This is a genomic window from Bradyrhizobium sp. NBAIM14 (assembly GCF_020193895.1).
Classification (GTDB): Bacteria; Pseudomonadota; Alphaproteobacteria; order Rhizobiales; family Xanthobacteraceae; genus Bradyrhizobium; species Bradyrhizobium yuanmingense.
Map to the genome: position 1 here is coordinate 425170 of NZ_JADYVQ010000003.1, position 18055 is coordinate 443224.

Here is an 18055-nt window from a genome sequence, read left to right on the forward strand (position 1 = left end):
CATCGCGCTTTAGCCAAACGAAGAGCGGCGGGATGTTGCATCCCGCCGCTCTCGCGCATCATTACGAAATGTTACTTCGCGCCGTCGGACGGAGCTGGCGTATTCGGGGCCGGCCTGTTCGGCGCTGCACCCGTGGTCACGCCCGGCTCGGTGTTGCTGCGCGGCGTCACGTCACGCATGCCGGGAGGTGCGGCCGGATTGGTCGGCTGCGTCTGCGCAGTCTGCGAGGCCGGTGTGTTGCTGGCCTCGTTGGTGGTGCTGGAATTGTTCAAGCCGTAGAACACTGCGCCCAGCACCAGGGCGACAGCGACCGCAAACAGCGCGATCTTGCCGCTGGAGGCGGGGCCTTCCCCGAGCTCGGGATCGGCCTGCAGGTCGGCATCCCGGCGCGCCGCGCGAGAGTACTCATCGTCGGCGAGGTTCGGGCGGTACGGATCGTTGGGAAAACGGTCGTCTGCCATCGATTTGGTCTCCTCGGTTATGACCCCGGGACAACCCTCAGGTGCGAGATTCTGTTCCGCCGCCTTGGTGCTTTCGTCGCATGTTGCCTCGGTGTGGGGAATCGGGAACCTGTTCCATGGGAAACCCACGCCTGAGTTCGAGGGCCATGGAGGAGGGAACACGCGATGTGGAGCCTGCCGCCTACCGATAGCGTGCTGCATTTCCTGTCCCTGGCCGCGGTGGCGGCGCAGGGCATGACGGCTGCGCTCGCTGCCGGACGCCGCAGCATGGATTGGCTGGGCGTCTGCTTCCTCGGCTGCATCACCGCGCTAGGCGGCGGCACGTTGCGCGATCTCTTCCTCGGACATTATCCGCTGGCCTGGGTGCAGAACCCGATCTATCTCGCGCTCGCCGGCGGCGCCGCCTTCCTCACCATCCTGTTTGCGCGCCTCGCGCACCGGCTGAAGGTCGCCTTCATCGTGCTCGATGCCATCGGTCTCGTCGTCTTCACCATGGCCGGCTGCGACGTTGCCTGGCAGATGGATGCCTCGCTGCCAATCGTCATCGTCTCGGGCATGGTGACGGGCTGCGCCGGCGGCGTGCTGCGCGACGTGCTCTGCAACGACGTGCCGCTGCTGTTTCGCTCCGAGCTCTATGCCAGCGTCTCGGTGGTGACGGGACTGTTCTATGCGACCGCGTTCGGTCTCAAGCTCAACGCGGAGCTCTGGACCATTTTGACATTTGTCCTCGGCATCAGCTTCCGCCTGCTTGCGGTGCGCTACAAATGGGAGATGCCGAAATTCGTGTTCACGGGGGATGAAGAGCGGTGAGCGCTGTCGCGCGCGAATGGCGAATGGCGAATGGTTCTGGGCCATTCGCTATTCCCCATTCGCCTCTCGCTTCCTTGCTTTTGCCACCTGTGCCGATGTCACCAGCGGGCCTGCATTGCCCCAGGAATTGCGGATGTAGTTCGTCACCGCGGCGATCTCGGCGTCGGACAGCTGCTTGGCGTAAGCCGGCATCTCGCCGGTGTTCGGCGCGCGCGGCGTCGTCACGGTGTGGGCACCGTCGAGGATGATGCGCAAGGTCGAGGACGGATTGATCGATTGCAGCAGCGCATTGCCCGGCAGCGGCGGGTAGATGCGCGGGCTGCCTGTGCCGTCGGCCTCGTGGCAGGCGATGCAGAGCTTTGCGTAGACCGCCTGGCCGGCCTTCATCTCGGCAGCGTCCGGCGGCGTTACGATCGTCTCGCGCCGGGCCGGCGGCAGGCTCTTCAGATAGATCGCGATCGCGCGCACGTCGGCATCGCTCATCTTCGAGGTCGAGTTGACGACGACCTCCGCCATCGGCCCGCCGGCGTGGCTTTTGGCATTGCGCCCGCTTTGCAGGTACTCCGTGATATCGGCCTCGCTCCAGGATTTCAGCCCGGTGCGCGGGGCGCCGTCGAGCCGCGGTGCGAACCAGCCGCCGACCGCGTTGCCGGACAGCGCCTGCGCATCCCGGTCGGCGCCGAAATAATTCTTGGGCGTGTGGCAGGCGCCGCAATGGCCGAGCCCGGTGACCAGGTAGCCGCCTCTGTTCCAGGCCGCGCTCTTGGTCTGGTCCGGCTCGAACAGGCCGGGCTTGAAATACATCGTGTTCCAAAGCCGCATCAGGCCGCGATAGCCGAATGGCCAGCGCAGCTCCGGCGGCTTGTTGCGGCTGGTGACGGGCGCCAGCGTGGCGAGATAGGCGCGGATCGCCAGCGTGTCGTCCTTCGTCATCCTCGTGAAATAGGGGTAGGGAAACGCCGGGTAATAATTCGAGCCGTCAGGCGCGATGCCGGTGCGCAAGGCGCGGGTGAAATCGGCATCCGTCCAGCCGCCGATGCCGGTGTCGCGGTCCGGCGTCAGGTTCGGCGCATAGATCGCGCCAAAGGGCGTGTCGATGCGCTTGCCGCCCGCGAACGGTTTTGCCGGATCGGCAGTGTGGCAGCCCGCGCAGTCGCCGGCCTCGGCCAGCGCCTTGCCATAGGCGATCAGCTCGGAAGATGGTCCGGCGGCGCCGGCCGCGCTTGTGACCGTACTTGCAACCGCACTGCACAACGCCAGGCCCACAAGCGCCAGGCCCGTCAGAATCGTCCGCATCGACAGCCTCCCCTGCGACCCATCGACCCTACCTGCATGAAGGGAAGCGTCGATTCATTTCGCAACGATGGGGGTATGGTGACACAAACTGAAAATCGCCAACGTGTTTCAGGCCACGAAATTGCGATTTTTACCCGAGGCCTCCTTTGGTCCAGAATTGTGATGCGGAGCATGAAATATCCGACATAGAGTGGCGGAGGTGGTCGGCGCGCCCTAGCTAAAACCAATGGGCAGGCAACGACTTAAGTCAGCAAGACCTGAACAGGGCGCAAGCGAGGACAGCATGGGCATCAACCAGGGTCCGATCAGTCTCGATCAAAAGTACACCCAGCAGACCGGACACGTCTTCACCACGGGCATCCAGGCCCTGGTCCGCTTGCCGATGGCCCAGATCCGGCGCGACCGCGCCAACGGCCTCAACACCGCGGGCTTCATCTCCGGTTATCGCGGCTCGCCGCTCGGCGGCTACGACCAGCAGCTGTTCGCCGCGCGCAAGCATCTCGAGCAGTACAATATCAAGTTCCAACCCGGCGTGAACGAGGACCTCGCCGCGACCGCGGTATGGGGCTCGCAGCAGCTCAACCTCTCGCCCGGCGCCAAATACGATGGCGTGGTCGGCATCTGGTACGGCAAGGGCCCGGGCGTCGACCGCTGCGGCGACGTGTTCCGTCACGGCAATGCCGCGGGCTCGGCCAAGAACGGCGGCGTGCTGTGCCTTGCCGGCGACGACCACGGCGCGAAATCCTCCACCGTCCCGCATCAGTCCGACCATGCTTTCATGTCGGCACTGATGCCGTATCTCTACCCGTCGAGCATCCACGAGATGATCGAGATGGGCCTGCTCGGCATCGCGATGTCGCGCTATTCCGGCTGCTGGGTCGGCATGAAGGTGATCACGGAGACGGTGGAGACCACCGCCGAGATCGACCTCACCGACGAGATGAAGCCGTTCATCATTCCCACCGACTTCGAGCTGCCACCCGGCGGCCTCAACCTGCGCTGGCCCGACGACCGCTTCGAGCAGGACCGGCGCCTGCAGGACTACAAGGGCTTTGCCGCCATCGCCTTTGCCCGCGCTAACAAGGTCAACCGCGTCACCATGGATTCGTCGAACGCCCGTTTCGGCATCATGGCCTCTGGCAAGAGCTACGAGGACGTTCGTCAGGCGCTACGCGAGCTCGGCATCACCGAGGAGGTCGCCGCCAAAATCGGCCTTCGTCTCTACAAGATCGGCATGCCCTGGCCGCTCGAGCCGGAAGGCGTGCACGAATTCGCCGTCGGCCTGGAGGAGATATTCATCGTCGAGGAGCGGCGCGAGATCGTCGAGAACCAGGTCAAGCAGGTGTTGTTCAACTGGCGCGACGATGTGCGCCCGCGCATCGTCGGCAAGATGGACGAGCACGACAAGCGCTTCCTGACCTTCGCCGCCGAGCTCAGCGTCGCCTCGCTCGCGACCTCGCTCACCGAGCGCCTGCTTCGACTTGATCTCAACCCTGAAATTGCGGAGATGCTCCGCGCCAAGGCCGACTGGTTCAACGGCCGCCAGGCGACCCAGATGCAGGCGGTCGCGCCTGTCTCCCGAACCCCGTATTTCTGCTCCGGCTGCCCCCACAACACGTCGACGAAAGTCCCCGAAGGCAGCCGCGCGCTGGCCGGCATCGGCTGCCACTTCATGGCGCTGTGGATGGACCGCTCGACCGAGACGTTCACGCATATGGGCGGCGAGGGCGTGCCCTGGGTCGGCATCGCGCCCTTCACCAACGAGAACCACATCTTCGCCAATCTCGGCGACGGCACCTATTTCCACTCCGGCATTCTCGCCATCCGCCAGGCGATCGCCTCCAAGGCCAACATCACCTACAAGATCCTCTACAACGATGCGGTAGCCATGACCGGCGGCCAGCGTCATGACGGCGATCTCTCGCCGCAGCAGATCACCCAGCAGCTTTACGCCGAAGGCATCCGCGAGCTCTATCTGGTCTCGGAAAACCCAGACGCTTACCCGGCCGATACCATCGCGCCCGGCGTGAAGAAGTATCACCGCGACGAGCTCGACAACGTCATGAAGATGTGCCGCGAGTTCAAGGGCACCTCGGCGATCGTGTTCGTGCAGACCTGCGCCGCCGAGAAGCGCCGTCGCCGCAAGCGCGGCCTGATGGAGGACCCGGCGCGCCGCGTCATGATCAATCCGGCCGTCTGCGAAGGCTGCGGCGATTGCTCGGTGCAGTCGAACTGCATCTCGGTCGAGCCGCTGGAGACCGAGTTCGGCCGCAAGCGCGCTATCAACCAGTCATCCTGCAACAAGGACTATTCCTGCCTGAAAGGATTCTGTCCGTCCTTCGTCACCATCGACGGCGGCGCGCCGCGCCACCGCGCGCCAGCCGAGCTCGCTGAGATCGGCACGCTGCCCGAGCCGGCCTCGCGCCCGACGCTCGACAAGCCCTATAACATCGCCGTCGGCGGCGTCGGCGGCACCGGCGTGCTCACCATCGGCGCGCTGCTCGGCATGGCCGCCCACATCGAGGGCAAGGCCTCGATGATCCTGGATATGTCGGGCCTCGCGCAAAAGGGCGGGGCGGTGCTCAGCCATGTGCGGCTATCAGATCATCCGGCCGAGGTGACCTGCTCGCGCATCGTCACCGGCACGGCCGATCTCGTGCTCGCCGCCGACGAAGTCGTCGCAGTCGCCAAGGACACGATCACCCTTTGTGACACCAGCCGCACCCACGGCATCATCAACAGCCACGTCATTCCCACCGCCGATTTCATCCTCAATCGCGATTTCAATTTCCAGACCCGCAAGCTGAACGGGCTCCTGGAAACGGCGCTGCACAAGGATTCGGTGTTCTTCGACTTCACCAAGCCTGCCGAGCAGCTGCTCGGCGATGCCATCGCCACCAACATGATGATGATGGGCTATGCCTATCAGAAGGGTCTGTTGCCGCTCTCCGCGGAAGCGATCGAGCAGGCGATCGAGGTCAATGGCGTCTCGATCAAGATGAACAAGGAAGCTTTCCGCCTTGGCCGTCTCGCGGTCGCCGACCCCAAGCGCCTTGCGGATATGCTGAAGGGCGGGGACGAAGTGGCTGCGCCGAAGGCGCTCGATGCCATGACGCTCGACGAGGTCATCGAGCACCGTGCCAAGCATCTGACCGCCTACCAGAACGCTCGTCTCGCCAAGCGCTATCGCAAGCTGGTCGACCAGGTCCGCGATGCCGCCGCGAAGGGCGGCTATGGCGATGCACTGCCGCGCGCGGTCGCCGTGAATTATGCAAAGCTCCTGGCCTACAAGGACGAATACGAAGTGGCGCGCCTCTACACCGACGGCGCCTTCGAGCAGCAGCTCCGCGACCAGTTCGAGGGCGACTTCAAGTTCAACTTCAATCTCGCGCCGCCGATCCTCAGCAGCGGTGTCGATGCACTTGGGCGCCCGAAGAAGCGCGCCTTCGGCCCGTGGATGCTGAAGGTCTTCCGAGTGCTGGCCAAGTTCAAGTTCCTGCGCGGCACGCCGTTCGACATCTTCGGCCGCAGCGCCGACCGCAAGCTCGAGCGCGATCTCATCGCCAGCTACGAGAAGGACGTCGCCACCGTGCTCGGCCTGTTGTCGCCGCTCACGATTGACACCGCGGTCGAGCTGCTCTCACTGCCCGACCGCATCCGCGGCTACGGCCCCGTGAAGGAGAAGGCCGTACACGACGCCAAGGCCCGCTACGCCCAGCTCGCCGCGGATTTGGCCAACCCGCCGCCGGCGCCCCGGCAGATCGCGGCGGAGTAGGCGCTCCCGTAGGGTGGGTTAGCCTTGTGAATGCGCGAAGCGCGTTCGCGGGGCGTAACCTACCGCTTCTGCCGCCGCTGAGAGCGAAGCGGTGGGTTACGCCTTCGGCTAACCCACCCTACGACACCACCCCTAGCACTACGCGTCGGGCAAAACACTCAAGCCATGGTCAAGCCGGTCGCGCAAAAAAATTCCGCTTTACCGAAATTCGGAATTATCGTATCTGTCCGCCACCTCATCCCTCTCAGAGGGGCGTATCGCGATCGTCACGAAACGCGGGGTGAGCGGCGGTGGACGCGGGCTGCGTCGCGCGAGTCTTTCGCGCGCACGACGGGCGCGGTCTCGCGTACGGCAAAATCGTGTGGTCCTGACGCCCGGGGTCTGTGCGTCAAGTCGTGCGGGTCTCTCTCGCAAGGCGACGGGGGCAATAGTGCATCGCTCCCCGGGGAGAGCGCGACATAAGCCGTAAAGCCACTGCGCAGGGAAGGCCGGATGTTGGGCTTCACCTGTATGCCGCTGTGCATCTGTTTTTCGCGCAATTCGCGCACAGCGGACCATGGGTGCCCAGCCGGCACCCGGTCTTCCCTGCGCCCTCTGTCTTCGGAGGGAGCAAGACGGGAGCAAAACTCGGGCGAGATGTGCCGCGAGGATGCGGGCGTGTGTCTGCGAGCGAGTCTTGAGTTGAAGCAGCGCCATCAGTGGCAACAAACTCCGTCATTGCGAGCGTAGCGAAGCAATCCAGAATTCCTCAATGGAGGGGGCTCTGGATTGCTTCGTCGCAAGGGCTCCTCGCAATGACGACGCGGAGGGCAGGTTCGCTTGCTATCTGGGGCGGATTTTCGGATGTGCTCCCCTTGCGCCAATCCACTACCCTCTCGCGGGGCGGAATATTTCCGCGCTTGCCAATCAGCCCGGTGCGGTTCAGAAAAAAGAGCCAAAAAAAGAGCCACGAACGAGACGCGAGCGGAGACTGAAGTTTTGACCATCAAGGGCAAGGCCTACATTGCCGGGATCTACGAACACCCGACCCGGCATGCGCCGGACAAATCCACCGCCCAGCTCCACGCCGAGGTCGCCAAGGGCGCGATCGAGGATGCCGGGATCAGCAAGGATGATATCGACGGCTATTTCTGTGCGGGCGACGCGCCCGGCGGCGCCTGGCCGATGGTCGATTATCTCGGCCTGAACACCAAGAGGCTTCGCCACATTGATTCCACCGAGACCGGTGGCTGCTCCTACATCATCCATCTCGGCCATGCCGCCGAGGCGATCGCCGCGGGCAAATGCTCGATCGCGCTCGTGACGCTCGCCGGCAAGCCGCGCACCGGCGCGATGCCGCCGCGCGCTTCCGGCGCCGAGGTCGATTTCGAAACCGCTTACGGGGCGACCACGCACAATGCCTATGGCATGTGTGCCATGCGCCACATGCACGACTATGGCACCACCTCCGAGCAGCTCGCCTGGATCAAGGTCGCGGCCTCGCATCACGCGCAGTACAATCCGCATGCGATGCTCAAGGACGTGGTCACTGTCGAGGACGTCCTGAACTCGCCGATGATCTCCGATCCCCTGCATCGCATGGATTGCTGCGTCGTCTCCGACGGCGGCGGCGCGCTGATCGTGACGACGCCGGAGATTGCCAAGAGCCTGAAGAAGCCGCTGGTGCGCCTGATCGGCCATGGCGAGGCGATGAAGGGCCCGCGCGGCGGCAAAGATCTCGACCTCACTTACTCCGCCGGCGTCTGGTCCGGTCCGCGTGCGTTCGAGGAAGCCGGCATCACGCCGAAGGACATCAAATACGCCTCGATCTATGACAGCTTCACCATCACCGTGCTGATGCAGCTCGAAGACCTCGGTTTCTGCAAGAAGGGCGAGGGCGGCAAGTTCGTCGCCGACGGCAACCTGATCTCGGGCGTCGGCAAGCTGCCGTTCAACACCGATGGTGGCGGCCTCTGCAGCAACCACCCCGTCAACCGCGGCGGCATGACCAAGATCCTCGAGGCCGTCAGGCAGCTGCGCGGCGAGGCGCATCCGAAGGTGCAGGTCAAGAATTGCGATCTCGCCATCGCCCACGGCACCGGCGGCCTCCTCGGCGTCCGCCACGCCGCCTCGACCGCCATTCTGGAGCGCGTGTGATGAGCGAAGTGAAAAAGTATCCGGCCCCGGTGACGAATCCCGAGACATCAGCGTTCTGGGACGCCGCGAAAGAGGGCAAGTTCATGATCAAGCGCTGCACCGCCTGCGGCGAAGCGCATTACTTCCCGCGCTCGATCTGCCCGTTCTGCTACTCCGACAAGACGGTGTGGGAGCAGGCCTCGGGCGAGGGCACGATCTACACCTACAGCTTGATGCGGAAATCGCCGACCGGTCCTTACGCCATCGGCTACGTCACGCTGAAGGAGGGGCCATCGGTGCAGACCAATTTCGTCGACTGCGATCTGGAGAAGCTCAAGATCGGTCAGAAGGTGAAGGTGGTGTTCAAGCCGACCGACGGCGCCCCGCTGCCGTTCTTCACGGTGGCTTGATTGCTTTCTTCCTTCCCCCCTTGCGGGGGAAGGTGGCGCGAAGCGCCGGATGAGGGGTTCTCTCCACGGAGAGAATCTTCAACGTGGAAGCAACCCCTCACCCAAACGCGTATGTGGCCGGCACCTCGGAGCCCTCTCCCGCAAGGGGAGAGGGCGCATCAGTAAGCGCCGGTGAAATCCCGGGAGAAACCAGAAGAATGTCCGCCAGATACGAAGAGCTCAAAAGCCTGAAAAATCTCGGCCAGAAATACGCCTACACCGATCGCGAAGTCATGCTCTACGCCTACGGCATCGGCCTCGGTGCCGATCCCATGGACGAGAACGAACTCGCCTTCGTCAACGAGGGCACGTTCACGCCGCGGCCGCTGAAGGTGGTGCCGACCTTCGCCTCTGTCGCGGCCTGGGGCTCGGGCCCGGGCGAGATGAATCTCAACCGCGTCATGGTGGTCGACGGCGAACGGGACATCACCTTCCACCAGCCGCTGCCGGTCGCCGCCAACATCACCGCCGACTCCTCGGTGCTCGAAGTCTACGACAAGGGCAAGGACAAGGGCGTGGTCATCGTTCACCAGACCGTGCTGAAGAACGAGAAGGGCGAGAAGCTGGCAACGCTGGTCGCCTCGCGCTTTGCCCGCGGCGATGGCGGCTTCGGCGGGCCGAACCTGACCCAGCCCGATCCGCACAAGATCCCATCGCGCGAGCCGGACAAGACCATCGACATCACCACGCGCCCCGACCAGGCGCTGGTCTATCGCCTCTGCGGCGACCGCAACCCGCTGCACTCCGATCCCGAGTTCGCCAAGAAAGCCGGCTTCCCGCGTCCGATCCTGCACGGCATGTGCACCTACGGCATCACCTGCCGCGGCGTGCTCCAGACCTATGCCGACTACGATGCGAGCGCCTTCCGTCAGCACGTCGCGCGGTTCTCCTCGCCGGTCTATCCCGGCGAGACCGTGACCATGGACCTCTGGAAGGACGGCAACGTGATCGCGTTCGAAGCCAAGGTGAAGTCGCGCGGGGTGACGGTGATCAAGAACGGCAAGACGGTGCTGGGTTAGTGGGCACCGGCGTTTCACTCCCTCGCCCCGCTTGCGGGGAGAGGGTGGGGTGAGGGGCTCTCACCACGAGTCGGGCCGGTATTGAGACCTGTACCCCCTCACCCGGATCGCAAGAGCGATCCGACCTCTCCCCGCAGGCGGGGAGAGGTTAGAAAGAAAACAAACACGGAGACGCCACCATGGGACTACTCGACGGCAAGGTCGCGCTGATCACCGGCGCGGGCGGTGGGCTCGGTGAGGCCTATGCAAAGCTGTTTGCGCGGGAGGGGGCCTCGGTCGTGGTCAACGATCTCGGCGGTCCCCGCGACGGCTCCGGCGCCGACAAGTCCATGGCGCAGCAGGTCGTGGACGCGATCAGGGCCCAGGGCGGCAAGGCGGTCGCGAACGGTGCCGACATCTCCACCATGGAAGGCGGCCAGTCGGTGTTCGACGACGCCATCAAGCATTTCGGCCGGGCCGACATCCTGGTCAACAATGCCGGCATTTTGCGCGACCAGACCTTTCACAAGGCCAGCGAGGCCGACTGGGACAAGGTCATCAAGGTCCATCTGAAGGGTACCTTTTGTTGCACCATGCCGGTGTTTCGCTGGATGCGGGAAAACGGCGGCGGCGTCATCGTCAACACCTCCTCGACGTCAGGGCTGATCGGCAATTTCGGCCAGACCAATTACGGCGCGGCCAAGGGCGGCATCTGGGGCCTGTCCAACGTGCTCGCGATCGAGGGCCGCAAGTACAACATCCGGATCTGGACGCTGGCCCCGGGCGCCCTGACCCGCATGACCGCAGACCTGCCCCGCTATAAGGAGAACCCCGGCGCCGCGCTCGGGCCGGACGGCATCGCGCCGGCCGTGCTATACATGGTCAGCGACTTGTCGGGCGACCAGACCGGCAAGGTGCTGGGCGTGTCCGGGCCCCGCGGCGTGCGCGAGATGCGGATGATGGAAATGGAAGGCTGGAAGCCGCCGCACTCGGGCTGGAACGCCCAGGACATTGTCGATCATGCCAAGGAGATCTTCTTCTCCGAGGAGCAGATCAAGATGGGGGCACGGCGGTTTTAGAAGGCCGTCATCTCGGGGCACGCGAAGCGTGAGCCCGGGATCCATACTCCGGATCGTGGTTATGGATTCCGGGCTCGCGACTGCGTCGCGCCCCGGAATGACAGATTAGAGAAAGACGAGGACCGATGAAACTCACCGCCGACGCCAAGGGCACTTTCGCAATCGCGCCGACGCCGTTCCACGACGACGGCCGGATCGACGAGCGCTCGATCGACCGCCTGACCGATTTCTACGAGGAGGTCGGCTGCGACGGCGTCACGGTGCTGGGCATTCTTGGTGAAGCCCCCAAGCTTGATGCCGTCGAGGCCGAGCAGGTCGCGGTGCGCTACGTCAAGCGCGCCAAGAAGATGCAGGTGATCGTCGGCGTCTCCGCGCCGGGCTTTGCCACCATGCGTTCGCTGGCCAAGGCTTCGATGGATGCGGGCGCGGCCGGCGTCATGATCGCGCCGCCGCCCTCGCTTCGCACCGACGACCAGATCATCGGCTATTTCAAGCAGGCGGCGGAAGCCATCGGCCCTGATGTGCCCTGGGTGCTGCAGGACTATCCGCTGACCTTGCAGGTGGTGTTCACCCCCGCCGTGATCCGCAAGATCGTCATGGACAATCCGAACTGCGTGATGCTCAAGCACGAGGACTGGCCGGGCCTGGAGAAGATCTCGACACTACGCGGCTTCCAGAAGGACGGCTCGCTCCGTCCGCTCTCGATCCTCTGCGGCAATGGCGGCACCTTCCTGGACTTCGAGATGGAGCGCGGCGCCGACGGCGCCATGACCGGCTACGCCTTCCCGGAGCTCCTGATCGACGTCGTGGACCTCTCCAAGGCCGGCAAGCGCGACGCTGCGCATGACATCTTCGACGCGCATCTGCCGCTGATCCGTTACGAGCAGCAGCCCGGCGTCGGCCTCACCGTGCGCAAATACGTGCTGCAGAAGCGCGGCATCATCGCCTCCAGCGCGCAGCGCAAGCCCGGTGCGACGATGACGGCGACGGCGAAGGCCGAGGTCGACTATCTCTTGTCGCGGGTCGCCCGTTTCGACAAGCGCGCCAATCTCGGCCCGCAATCCAGCGCCGCAGGCTAGTTGCATGGCCGAGACATCAGCATCACGCCCGGCCTCGACGATCCTCCTGCTGCGCGACGGCGCTAAGGAAATCGAAGTCTTCATGATGGTCCGCCATCATCAGATCGAGTTCAACTCGGGCGCGCTGGTGTTTCCCGGTGGCAGCGTCGATGCCGGCGACAACGAGATCGTCGCCCGCGCCGACCTCTATTCGGGCGGCGAAAGCCTCAGCGAAGCGGACCGCGGCTTCCGGATCGCCGCGATCCGCGAGACCTTCGAGGAGAGCGGGATCCTGCTGGCGCGGTCGAAGGACACGGGTACGCCAATCGATGCCGGGCGAGCAGGGGAGATCGCCGACAAGCATCGCGTTGCGCTGAACGAGCACAAGATCAGCTTCCTCAGCATTCTCGCCGACAACAATCTCCAGCTCGCGCTCGACACGCTCGTGCCCTATGCGCACTGGATCACGCCCGAGGGCATGCCGAAGCGGTTCGACACCTGGTTCTTCCTGGCCGCGGCACCGCCCGACCAGCTCGGTGCCCATGACGGACGGGAATCCACCGATTCGATCTGGGTGTCGCCGCGCGAGGCGGTGGAGGGCGGGGAGAGCGGCCGTTTCAAGCTGCCGTTCCCGACCACACGCAACCTGATCCGGCTCGCCAAGCAGGGAAGCGTGAGCGCGGCGCTGGAGCACGCCCGCGGCCTCTCGATCGTTACGGTGATGCCGGTGATGACCAAAACCGAAACCGGCCGTCAGCTCCGCATCCCCAGCGAGGCCGGCTATGACGGCGAGGTGTTCGAGGTCGGGGCCGTCGGCTAGTACACTTCGACACGCAACGAAGTATCGACGAATCCCGGGCCGCAGGGGCAGCCATCGTCAAACTGTCGTAAAGCTGAAGCGGGCGCCAAGTCCCGATATTAACGATATTCCGCGTCCCGAGGCATGTTCCCCCCGGGCAGCATTACGTCGTATATTGGACCTCCAGCAGTCCGGTCCTCAAACCACCAATGTCCGCCGAATTGAAGCCGTCCCCTGAGAAAAGGCGAACTTTCTCGCTCTCCATCGGCCAGCTCACCTTCGGTAGCTTCCTGTTGGTGCTGGCGGTGATCATTGTCACCTCGACTGCGAGCGTGATTGCGATCCGGCACATCGATTCGACCTTCGCCGAGCTGCAGCGGCTGCAGAGCGTCGGTGACCTCGCCGAGGACATCGATCGCCGCATGAACGAACTGCGTCTTGCCGCGCGCGACTTCGTCACAGATCCCGGTGCCGGCATCCAGTTCCAGCAGGTCGGCGAGGCGGCCTCGACGCTCAGCGACATCCTGAAGAAGACCCGCATCGAGCTCGCGCCCGAGCAGCAGGACATGCTCGACGGGGTCACCGAGCGGCTCGCAACCTATCGCTCCGGCCTCGAGCGGATCTCCACGCTGATCGACCGCCGCGCCCAGCTGCTCGCCGGACTGCCGCCGCTGCGCGAACAATTCGACGCAGCGGTTGAAGGCACCGCGGACCGCGAGCTGGCGTCCCGCCTGTCCGAGGCACAGGGCCGGATCGCGATCGGGCTGCTCGCGCGCAACCCGTCCGCAGCCGAGCAGGCTGCACAGGGAATGCGGGGGCTCGATATTGCCGATGCCAAGCTGAAGTCGGCGGTGAACGACTATGCCGAGGCGATCATGGCCGTCGCCGTCCGCGAGCGGCAGATCGCCGACATCGATCGCGAGGTGCTGGGAACGGAAGGACGGCTGATCGGCCGCGTCACCGAATTGCTGCGCGAGGTCAGCTCCCGACGCGGTCACGTGCTGTCGCGCGACTTCGCCCGGACACTGACCGAGGCGCGATGGCAGAGCATCGTGCTCGGCACGGTCGGCGTGCTGATCGGCATCGGCGCTGCCTGGTTCGTGGTTCGCAGGACGGTGCGTCCGCTCGCCCAGATCGCGCGATCCATTCGCGCGCTTGCCGCCGGCCGGAAAGATGTCTCAATTCCGTCCGCCGACCTCGGCAACGAGATCGGCGACATTGCGCGGGCGGCCGAAGTGTTTCGCCGCGCGCTGGAGGAGGCCGACACCGCGCGCGAGGCGGCGGTGCGCGCGCTCACCGAGCAGCGGCTCGCCGAGGAGAGCTATCGAAAACTGTTCGAAGGCTCCATCGACGGCATCTACGTGACGACCCCGGCCGGTGACCTCCTCAACGCCAATCCCGCGCTGGCGCGCATGATGGGCTACGACAGCCCGCAGCAGCTGATCGACAGCATCAGCGACATCGCCCACACGATCTACGTCCACCCCGAGGCGCGCGCCGAATACCAGCGGTTGATGGCGCGCGACGGCATGGTGCGCGAGTTCGAGTATCAGGTGCGCCAGCGCAGCGGCGACATCCTCTGGCTCTCCGACAGCGCCACGGGCGTGCGAGACGAAGCGGGCAACATCATCCGCTACGAGGGCACGCTGCGCGACATCACCGACCAGAAGCGGGCGGAGGAAGCCATCGCCGAAGGCCGGCGCCTGCTCCAGCAGGTCATCGACACCGTGCCGGCGGTGATCAACGTCAAGGATCGCAATCTGCGCTACGTGCTGATGAACCGCTACATGGCCGGCATCTTCGGCATCGAGCCCGGCGAGGCGCTCGGCCGCACCACGGCCGACCTGATGTCGCGCTACGGCGCATCCAAGTCGGACGAGAGCGACAAGCGGGTGCTCAAGCTTCGAAAAGGTCTCGGTTTCTACGAGGAGGAGTATCAGGACGCCTCCGGCAACATGCGGCAATGGCTGGTCAACAAGTTGCCGCTGCTCGACGCCGAGGGCGAGATCGAGCGGATCGTGACCGTTGCGCTCGATATCGGCGAGCGCAAGCGCGGCGAGCAGGAGATGCGCAAGGCCAAGGAAGCCGCCGAAACCGCGCTGCGCAATCTCCGCGAGACCCAGGCCTCCCTGATCGAGGCCGAGAAGCTGGCCGCGCTCGGGCGCCTCGTCGCCGGCGTCGCCCACGAGGTCAACAATCCCGTCGGCATCAGTCTCACCGTCGCCTCCGCGCTGGAGCGCAAGACCGCCATGTTCACCGCCGAAGTCGAGCGCGGCGAGCTGCGCCGCTCCACGCTCAACGATTTCCTCAGTACCAGCCGCGATGCGTCCTCGCAGCTCGTCTCCAATCTCAACCGCGCCGCCGAGCTGATCCAGTCGTTCAAGCAGGTCGCCGCCGACCGCAATTATTCGGATCAGCGTACTTTCGATCTCGGTGACCTCACCGAGCAGGTGGTGATGAGCCTGCGGCCGGGCCTGCGTAAGCACAATCTGACGCTCAACGTCGAGTGTCAGCCGGACCTGACCATGAACAGCTATCCCGGCCCGTACGGCCAGGTGCTGACCAATCTGTTTCTGAACTCGGTGGCGCACGCCTTCCCGGACGGCCGGCCCGGGACGATCGAGATCCAGGTGCGCGAGTCCGGCAAGGACAACGTCGAGATCATCTTCTCCGACAATGGCTGCGGCATGTCGCTCGACGTCCGTCGCCGCGCCTTCGATCCGTTTTTCACCACGCGGCGCGACCAAGGCGGCACCGGCCTCGGGCTGCACATCGTCTACAGCATCGTCACCAACCGGCTCGGTGGCCGGCTCGATCTCGATTCCGAACCGGGTGGCGGTACGCGCATCCAGATGATCCTGCCGCGTGTGGCGCCGCTCGAACAGGCCGCGGAATAGCTAATCGACGTCTGCAAGCTTGTGCAGCGTCGCGCCGAAGATCTGGCTGGCCTTGCCGACCAGCGCGGTGCCGGTCATCTGTCCGCGCGTGTCCGTGAACGTGCCGGTGACGCCGATGCCGACCGGGGCAGGGCCGCCGAACAGCGGATTGTCATCGCCTCGAGGCGAGGTGTGCCGTTGCACCAACACCTCGCCCTTGAAGCTGTTGTTGTCCTTCACCGTGTAGCTGCCGGTGTAATACAGGTAGGCATCGCCGCCGAGAATCTTGCCGTCGCGGAAGAGAATCACGCCGCTGCCCTTGCCGACTCGACCATCGAGCAGGGTGACGTGAATTGAATAGAGGCCGTTTTTCATAACGTCCCGTAGGCCGGCCGCCATCGCCCAATGGCGCAACCGGTCCCGCTTTTATGCCAAAGCCCATCCCTGCGCGCAACGAGGCAGTTTGCCGGCCGGTCGCGGCGGCCTGCGAGCCGTAGTTGTTCCGGTTTGTCCATGACACCGTCGTGACGCTCTGATGGTGAGGCGAGGCCCGACGTTGCGAATCAGAGTTGGCCCGCGAAATGCATAACCATTGTTGCACTGGCCGCGGGGTGCTGGAGCAAGACGAACGTGACCAACTGGATCGATTCCGGCGGCAATGAGCCGCGTCTGTACGGTGCGCGTCCCACGATTGCAAAAGCGAACAACGGCGGATTGGTGATGCGATACGCCGGGCAAGCCTGACGAGGCTGGCGCCCGCGTTGGCTTTGATCGCGCTCGCAGCCTCCTCGGGGCACGTGCGCGACCGCGGACAGTTCGCCAACACCAATCCCGAATTGAAGGCCTGGTTCGACAGTCTGCGCAGCGGCAAGGGGCCTTGCTGCTCCGATGCCGACGGTTCGGCGCTCTCGGACTCCGACTGGGACAGCAAGGACGGGCATTATCGCGTTCGCGTCCCGCGCTATGGCTTTGCGCTCGATGGCCAGCAGCAGGAGCTCGTCTGGGTCGACGTGCCCGCGGAGGCCGTGATCTCGGAGCCGAACCGGGTGGGACGCACCATGGTCTGGCCGATCTACGGCTACATGGGTGTCACCATCCGCTGCTTTATGCCCGGTAGCATGACTTAGCCTTCGGGCGTGACGTCGTCGCCGGCTCGGTGCCTGGACGGCGGGGCGCTCCGTCGCGTCAGGTATATTTCTTGTCGCGCTCGAGCAGCTCGATCGAGATGCCTTCAGGCCCGCGGATGAAGCAGATGCGTACGCCGGGACGGATGGTCGTCGGCTCGCGCGTGAACGTGACACCCTTGGCCTTGATTTCGGCGGCGACCGCGTCGATGTCCTTCACCGTCAAGCCGAAATGGTCGAGGCCCTGATGCGGGTGCGGAGGTGGCGGGCTGACGGCGCTGTCGCCCTCGAGCGGCGCGATGAAGATCCTGGCTCCGCCGAGGTTCACGTCGATTCGTCCCGGCGCGCGCACGATCTCGCCACCAAGGATGTCCTGCAGCCAGGCCGCAGTGGCCTCTGGATCGGGGCTGCGCAGATGGACGTGATCCCAAGCGACGGCGAACGGCATTTCATACTCTCCCAACGGGTCTATTCGATGCTACGGCGCATGCTAGCAGTATCGCCGGTGGCCACCACCGCCGTTGCCGACTCGCATGACGTTGGGGGAACCTTAGTTCGTCGCCCGAATTAAGGTAAGCTGTGACTAAATCCATCTTCGATGGTGCTGCGGTCGCGATCGGTGTGCAACCATGAATGCGAGGCTCGACCGACTCGGATTGGGGCGCTTGGCCGGCACCGGCGAACGACTGGCGCGGGCGGTGACGATTGCGAGCGTCTCATTTGGCCGAAGCCTTCTATGGCTGTTGGCGGCAATCATCGTCGGTTGCGGCATTTGGATGCTGCTACCTCTCTCCAAGGGCAACAGTGCTGAGCCGGTGAGGCCTGAGCTGGCGGCTGTTGAAGCGCCTCCCTCCGGCGATGCGTCCAAAGTAGCCTCGCCAGTGTCCGAAGCTCAGGTGCCGGCGACAGCAGAACTTGGTCGTCTCAGGATTTCATCACAGACCTGGCGTCGCGGCGGCCTCGGCTCCAAAGCCCTGGTGACGTTCACGCTGCGAAACGACAACGACTATGCCGTAAAGGATGTCGAGATCGTCTGCGCCTTCACGCGGCGCGATGGAAGTCATCTGACCGACCGCAGCCGCGTGCTGGCGGATCCGGTCAGCATGAAGAGCCGCAAGACCTTTGTGCGTATCCCGATCGGCTTCGTTAACGTGAATGCCGATCAGGCAAAATGTTCCCCGGTTGCAGCACGCCGTGCTTGAAGGCGACTTGTCC

The 18055-nt window shown here is 64.7% G+C and carries 14 protein-coding genes and 1 pseudogene; 11 read left to right on the forward strand and 4 right to left on the reverse strand.

The window, feature by feature from the left end; genetic code table 11:
* Nucleotides 1-71 precede the first annotated feature (71 nt).
* Nucleotides 72-461, reverse strand: coding sequence for a hypothetical protein (locus tag I6F28_RS11065; protein ID WP_036011109.1), 390 nt, complete (start codon nt 459-461; stop codon nt 72-74).
* Nucleotides 462-626: 165 nt separating this feature from the next.
* Between I6F28_RS11065 and I6F28_RS11070 the strand changes: the two genes are divergently transcribed.
* Nucleotides 627-1271: a trimeric intracellular cation channel family protein gene (locus tag I6F28_RS11070; protein WP_225139880.1), complete on the forward strand. Its 645-nt coding sequence runs from the start codon at nt 627-629 to the stop codon at nt 1269-1271.
* A 48-nt stretch (nt 1272-1319) separates the two neighbouring features.
* On the opposite strand, the gene I6F28_RS11075 is transcribed toward I6F28_RS11070, so the two are convergent.
* Complete coding sequence (locus I6F28_RS11075) at nt 1320-2567, reverse strand: c-type cytochrome (RefSeq protein WP_225139881.1); 1248 nt, start codon at nt 2565-2567, stop codon at nt 1320-1322.
* A gap of 283 nt (nt 2568-2850) precedes the next feature.
* Here I6F28_RS11075 and I6F28_RS11080 point away from each other — a divergent pair, with 283 nt between their 5' ends.
* From I6F28_RS11080 to I6F28_RS11115, 8 genes are all read left to right on the forward strand, one after another.
* On the forward strand, nt 2851-6342 hold the full coding sequence (locus I6F28_RS11080) for an indolepyruvate ferredoxin oxidoreductase family protein (RefSeq protein WP_225139882.1): 3492 nt from the start codon (nt 2851-2853) through the stop codon (nt 6340-6342).
* 978 nt (nt 6343-7320) lie between these two features.
* The gene (locus tag I6F28_RS11085; protein WP_225139883.1) at nt 7321-8478 is read left to right on the forward strand and encodes a thiolase family protein; all 1158 of its coding nucleotides are present in this window, start codon (nt 7321-7323) and stop codon (nt 8476-8478) included.
* Entirely contained in the window at nt 8478-8867 is a 390-nt protein-coding gene (locus tag I6F28_RS11090; RefSeq protein ID WP_036011139.1) for a Zn-ribbon domain-containing OB-fold protein, read from the forward strand. Before I6F28_RS11085 ends, I6F28_RS11090 begins: the two co-directional genes overlap by 1 nt.
* 197 nt (nt 8868-9064) lie before the next feature.
* The gene (locus I6F28_RS11095) at nt 9065-9925 is read left to right on the forward strand and encodes a MaoC family dehydratase (RefSeq protein ID WP_225139884.1); all 861 of its coding nucleotides are present in this window, start codon (nt 9065-9067) and stop codon (nt 9923-9925) included.
* Between the two features lie 179 nt (nt 9926-10104).
* On the forward strand, nt 10105-10983 hold the full coding sequence (locus I6F28_RS11100; RefSeq protein ID WP_057029663.1) for an SDR family oxidoreductase: 879 nt from the start codon (nt 10105-10107) through the stop codon (nt 10981-10983).
* 125 nt (nt 10984-11108) lie between these two features.
* Nucleotides 11109-12062 (forward strand): dihydrodipicolinate synthase family protein, encoded by a 954-nt coding sequence (locus I6F28_RS11105; protein WP_225139885.1) that lies wholly within the window; start codon nt 11109-11111, stop codon nt 12060-12062.
* A 4-nt stretch (nt 12063-12066) separates the two neighbouring features.
* Nucleotides 12067-12861: an NUDIX hydrolase gene (locus I6F28_RS11110; protein WP_225139886.1), complete on the forward strand. Its 795-nt coding sequence runs from the start codon at nt 12067-12069 to the stop codon at nt 12859-12861.
* A 188-nt stretch (nt 12862-13049) separates the two neighbouring features.
* On the forward strand, nt 13050-15737 hold the full coding sequence (locus tag I6F28_RS11115) for a PAS domain S-box protein (protein ID WP_036011152.1): 2688 nt from the start codon (nt 13050-13052) through the stop codon (nt 15735-15737).
* Here the strand turns inward: I6F28_RS11115 and I6F28_RS11120 are convergent, their stop codons facing one another.
* Complete coding sequence (locus tag I6F28_RS11120; RefSeq protein ID WP_036011154.1) at nt 15738-16091, reverse strand: GrlR family regulatory protein; 354 nt, start codon at nt 16089-16091, stop codon at nt 15738-15740.
* A gap of 255 nt (nt 16092-16346) precedes the next feature.
* Between I6F28_RS11120 and I6F28_RS11125 the strand changes: the two are divergent.
* A pseudogene (locus I6F28_RS11125) lies at nt 16347-16843 on the forward strand (hypothetical protein).
* Nucleotides 16844-16901: 58 nt separating this feature from the next.
* Here I6F28_RS11125 and I6F28_RS11130 read toward each other — a convergent pair.
* Complete coding sequence (locus I6F28_RS11130) at nt 16902-17288, reverse strand: VOC family protein (RefSeq protein WP_036011159.1); 387 nt, start codon at nt 17286-17288, stop codon at nt 16902-16904.
* 181 nt (nt 17289-17469) lie between these two features.
* On the opposite strand from I6F28_RS11130, the gene I6F28_RS11135 reads away from it, so the two are divergent.
* Nucleotides 17470-18042, forward strand: a complete 573-nt coding sequence (locus I6F28_RS11135) for a hypothetical protein (RefSeq protein ID WP_036011161.1) — start codon at nt 17470-17472, stop codon at nt 18040-18042.
* The last annotated feature ends 13 nt before the right edge of the window (nt 18043-18055 follow it).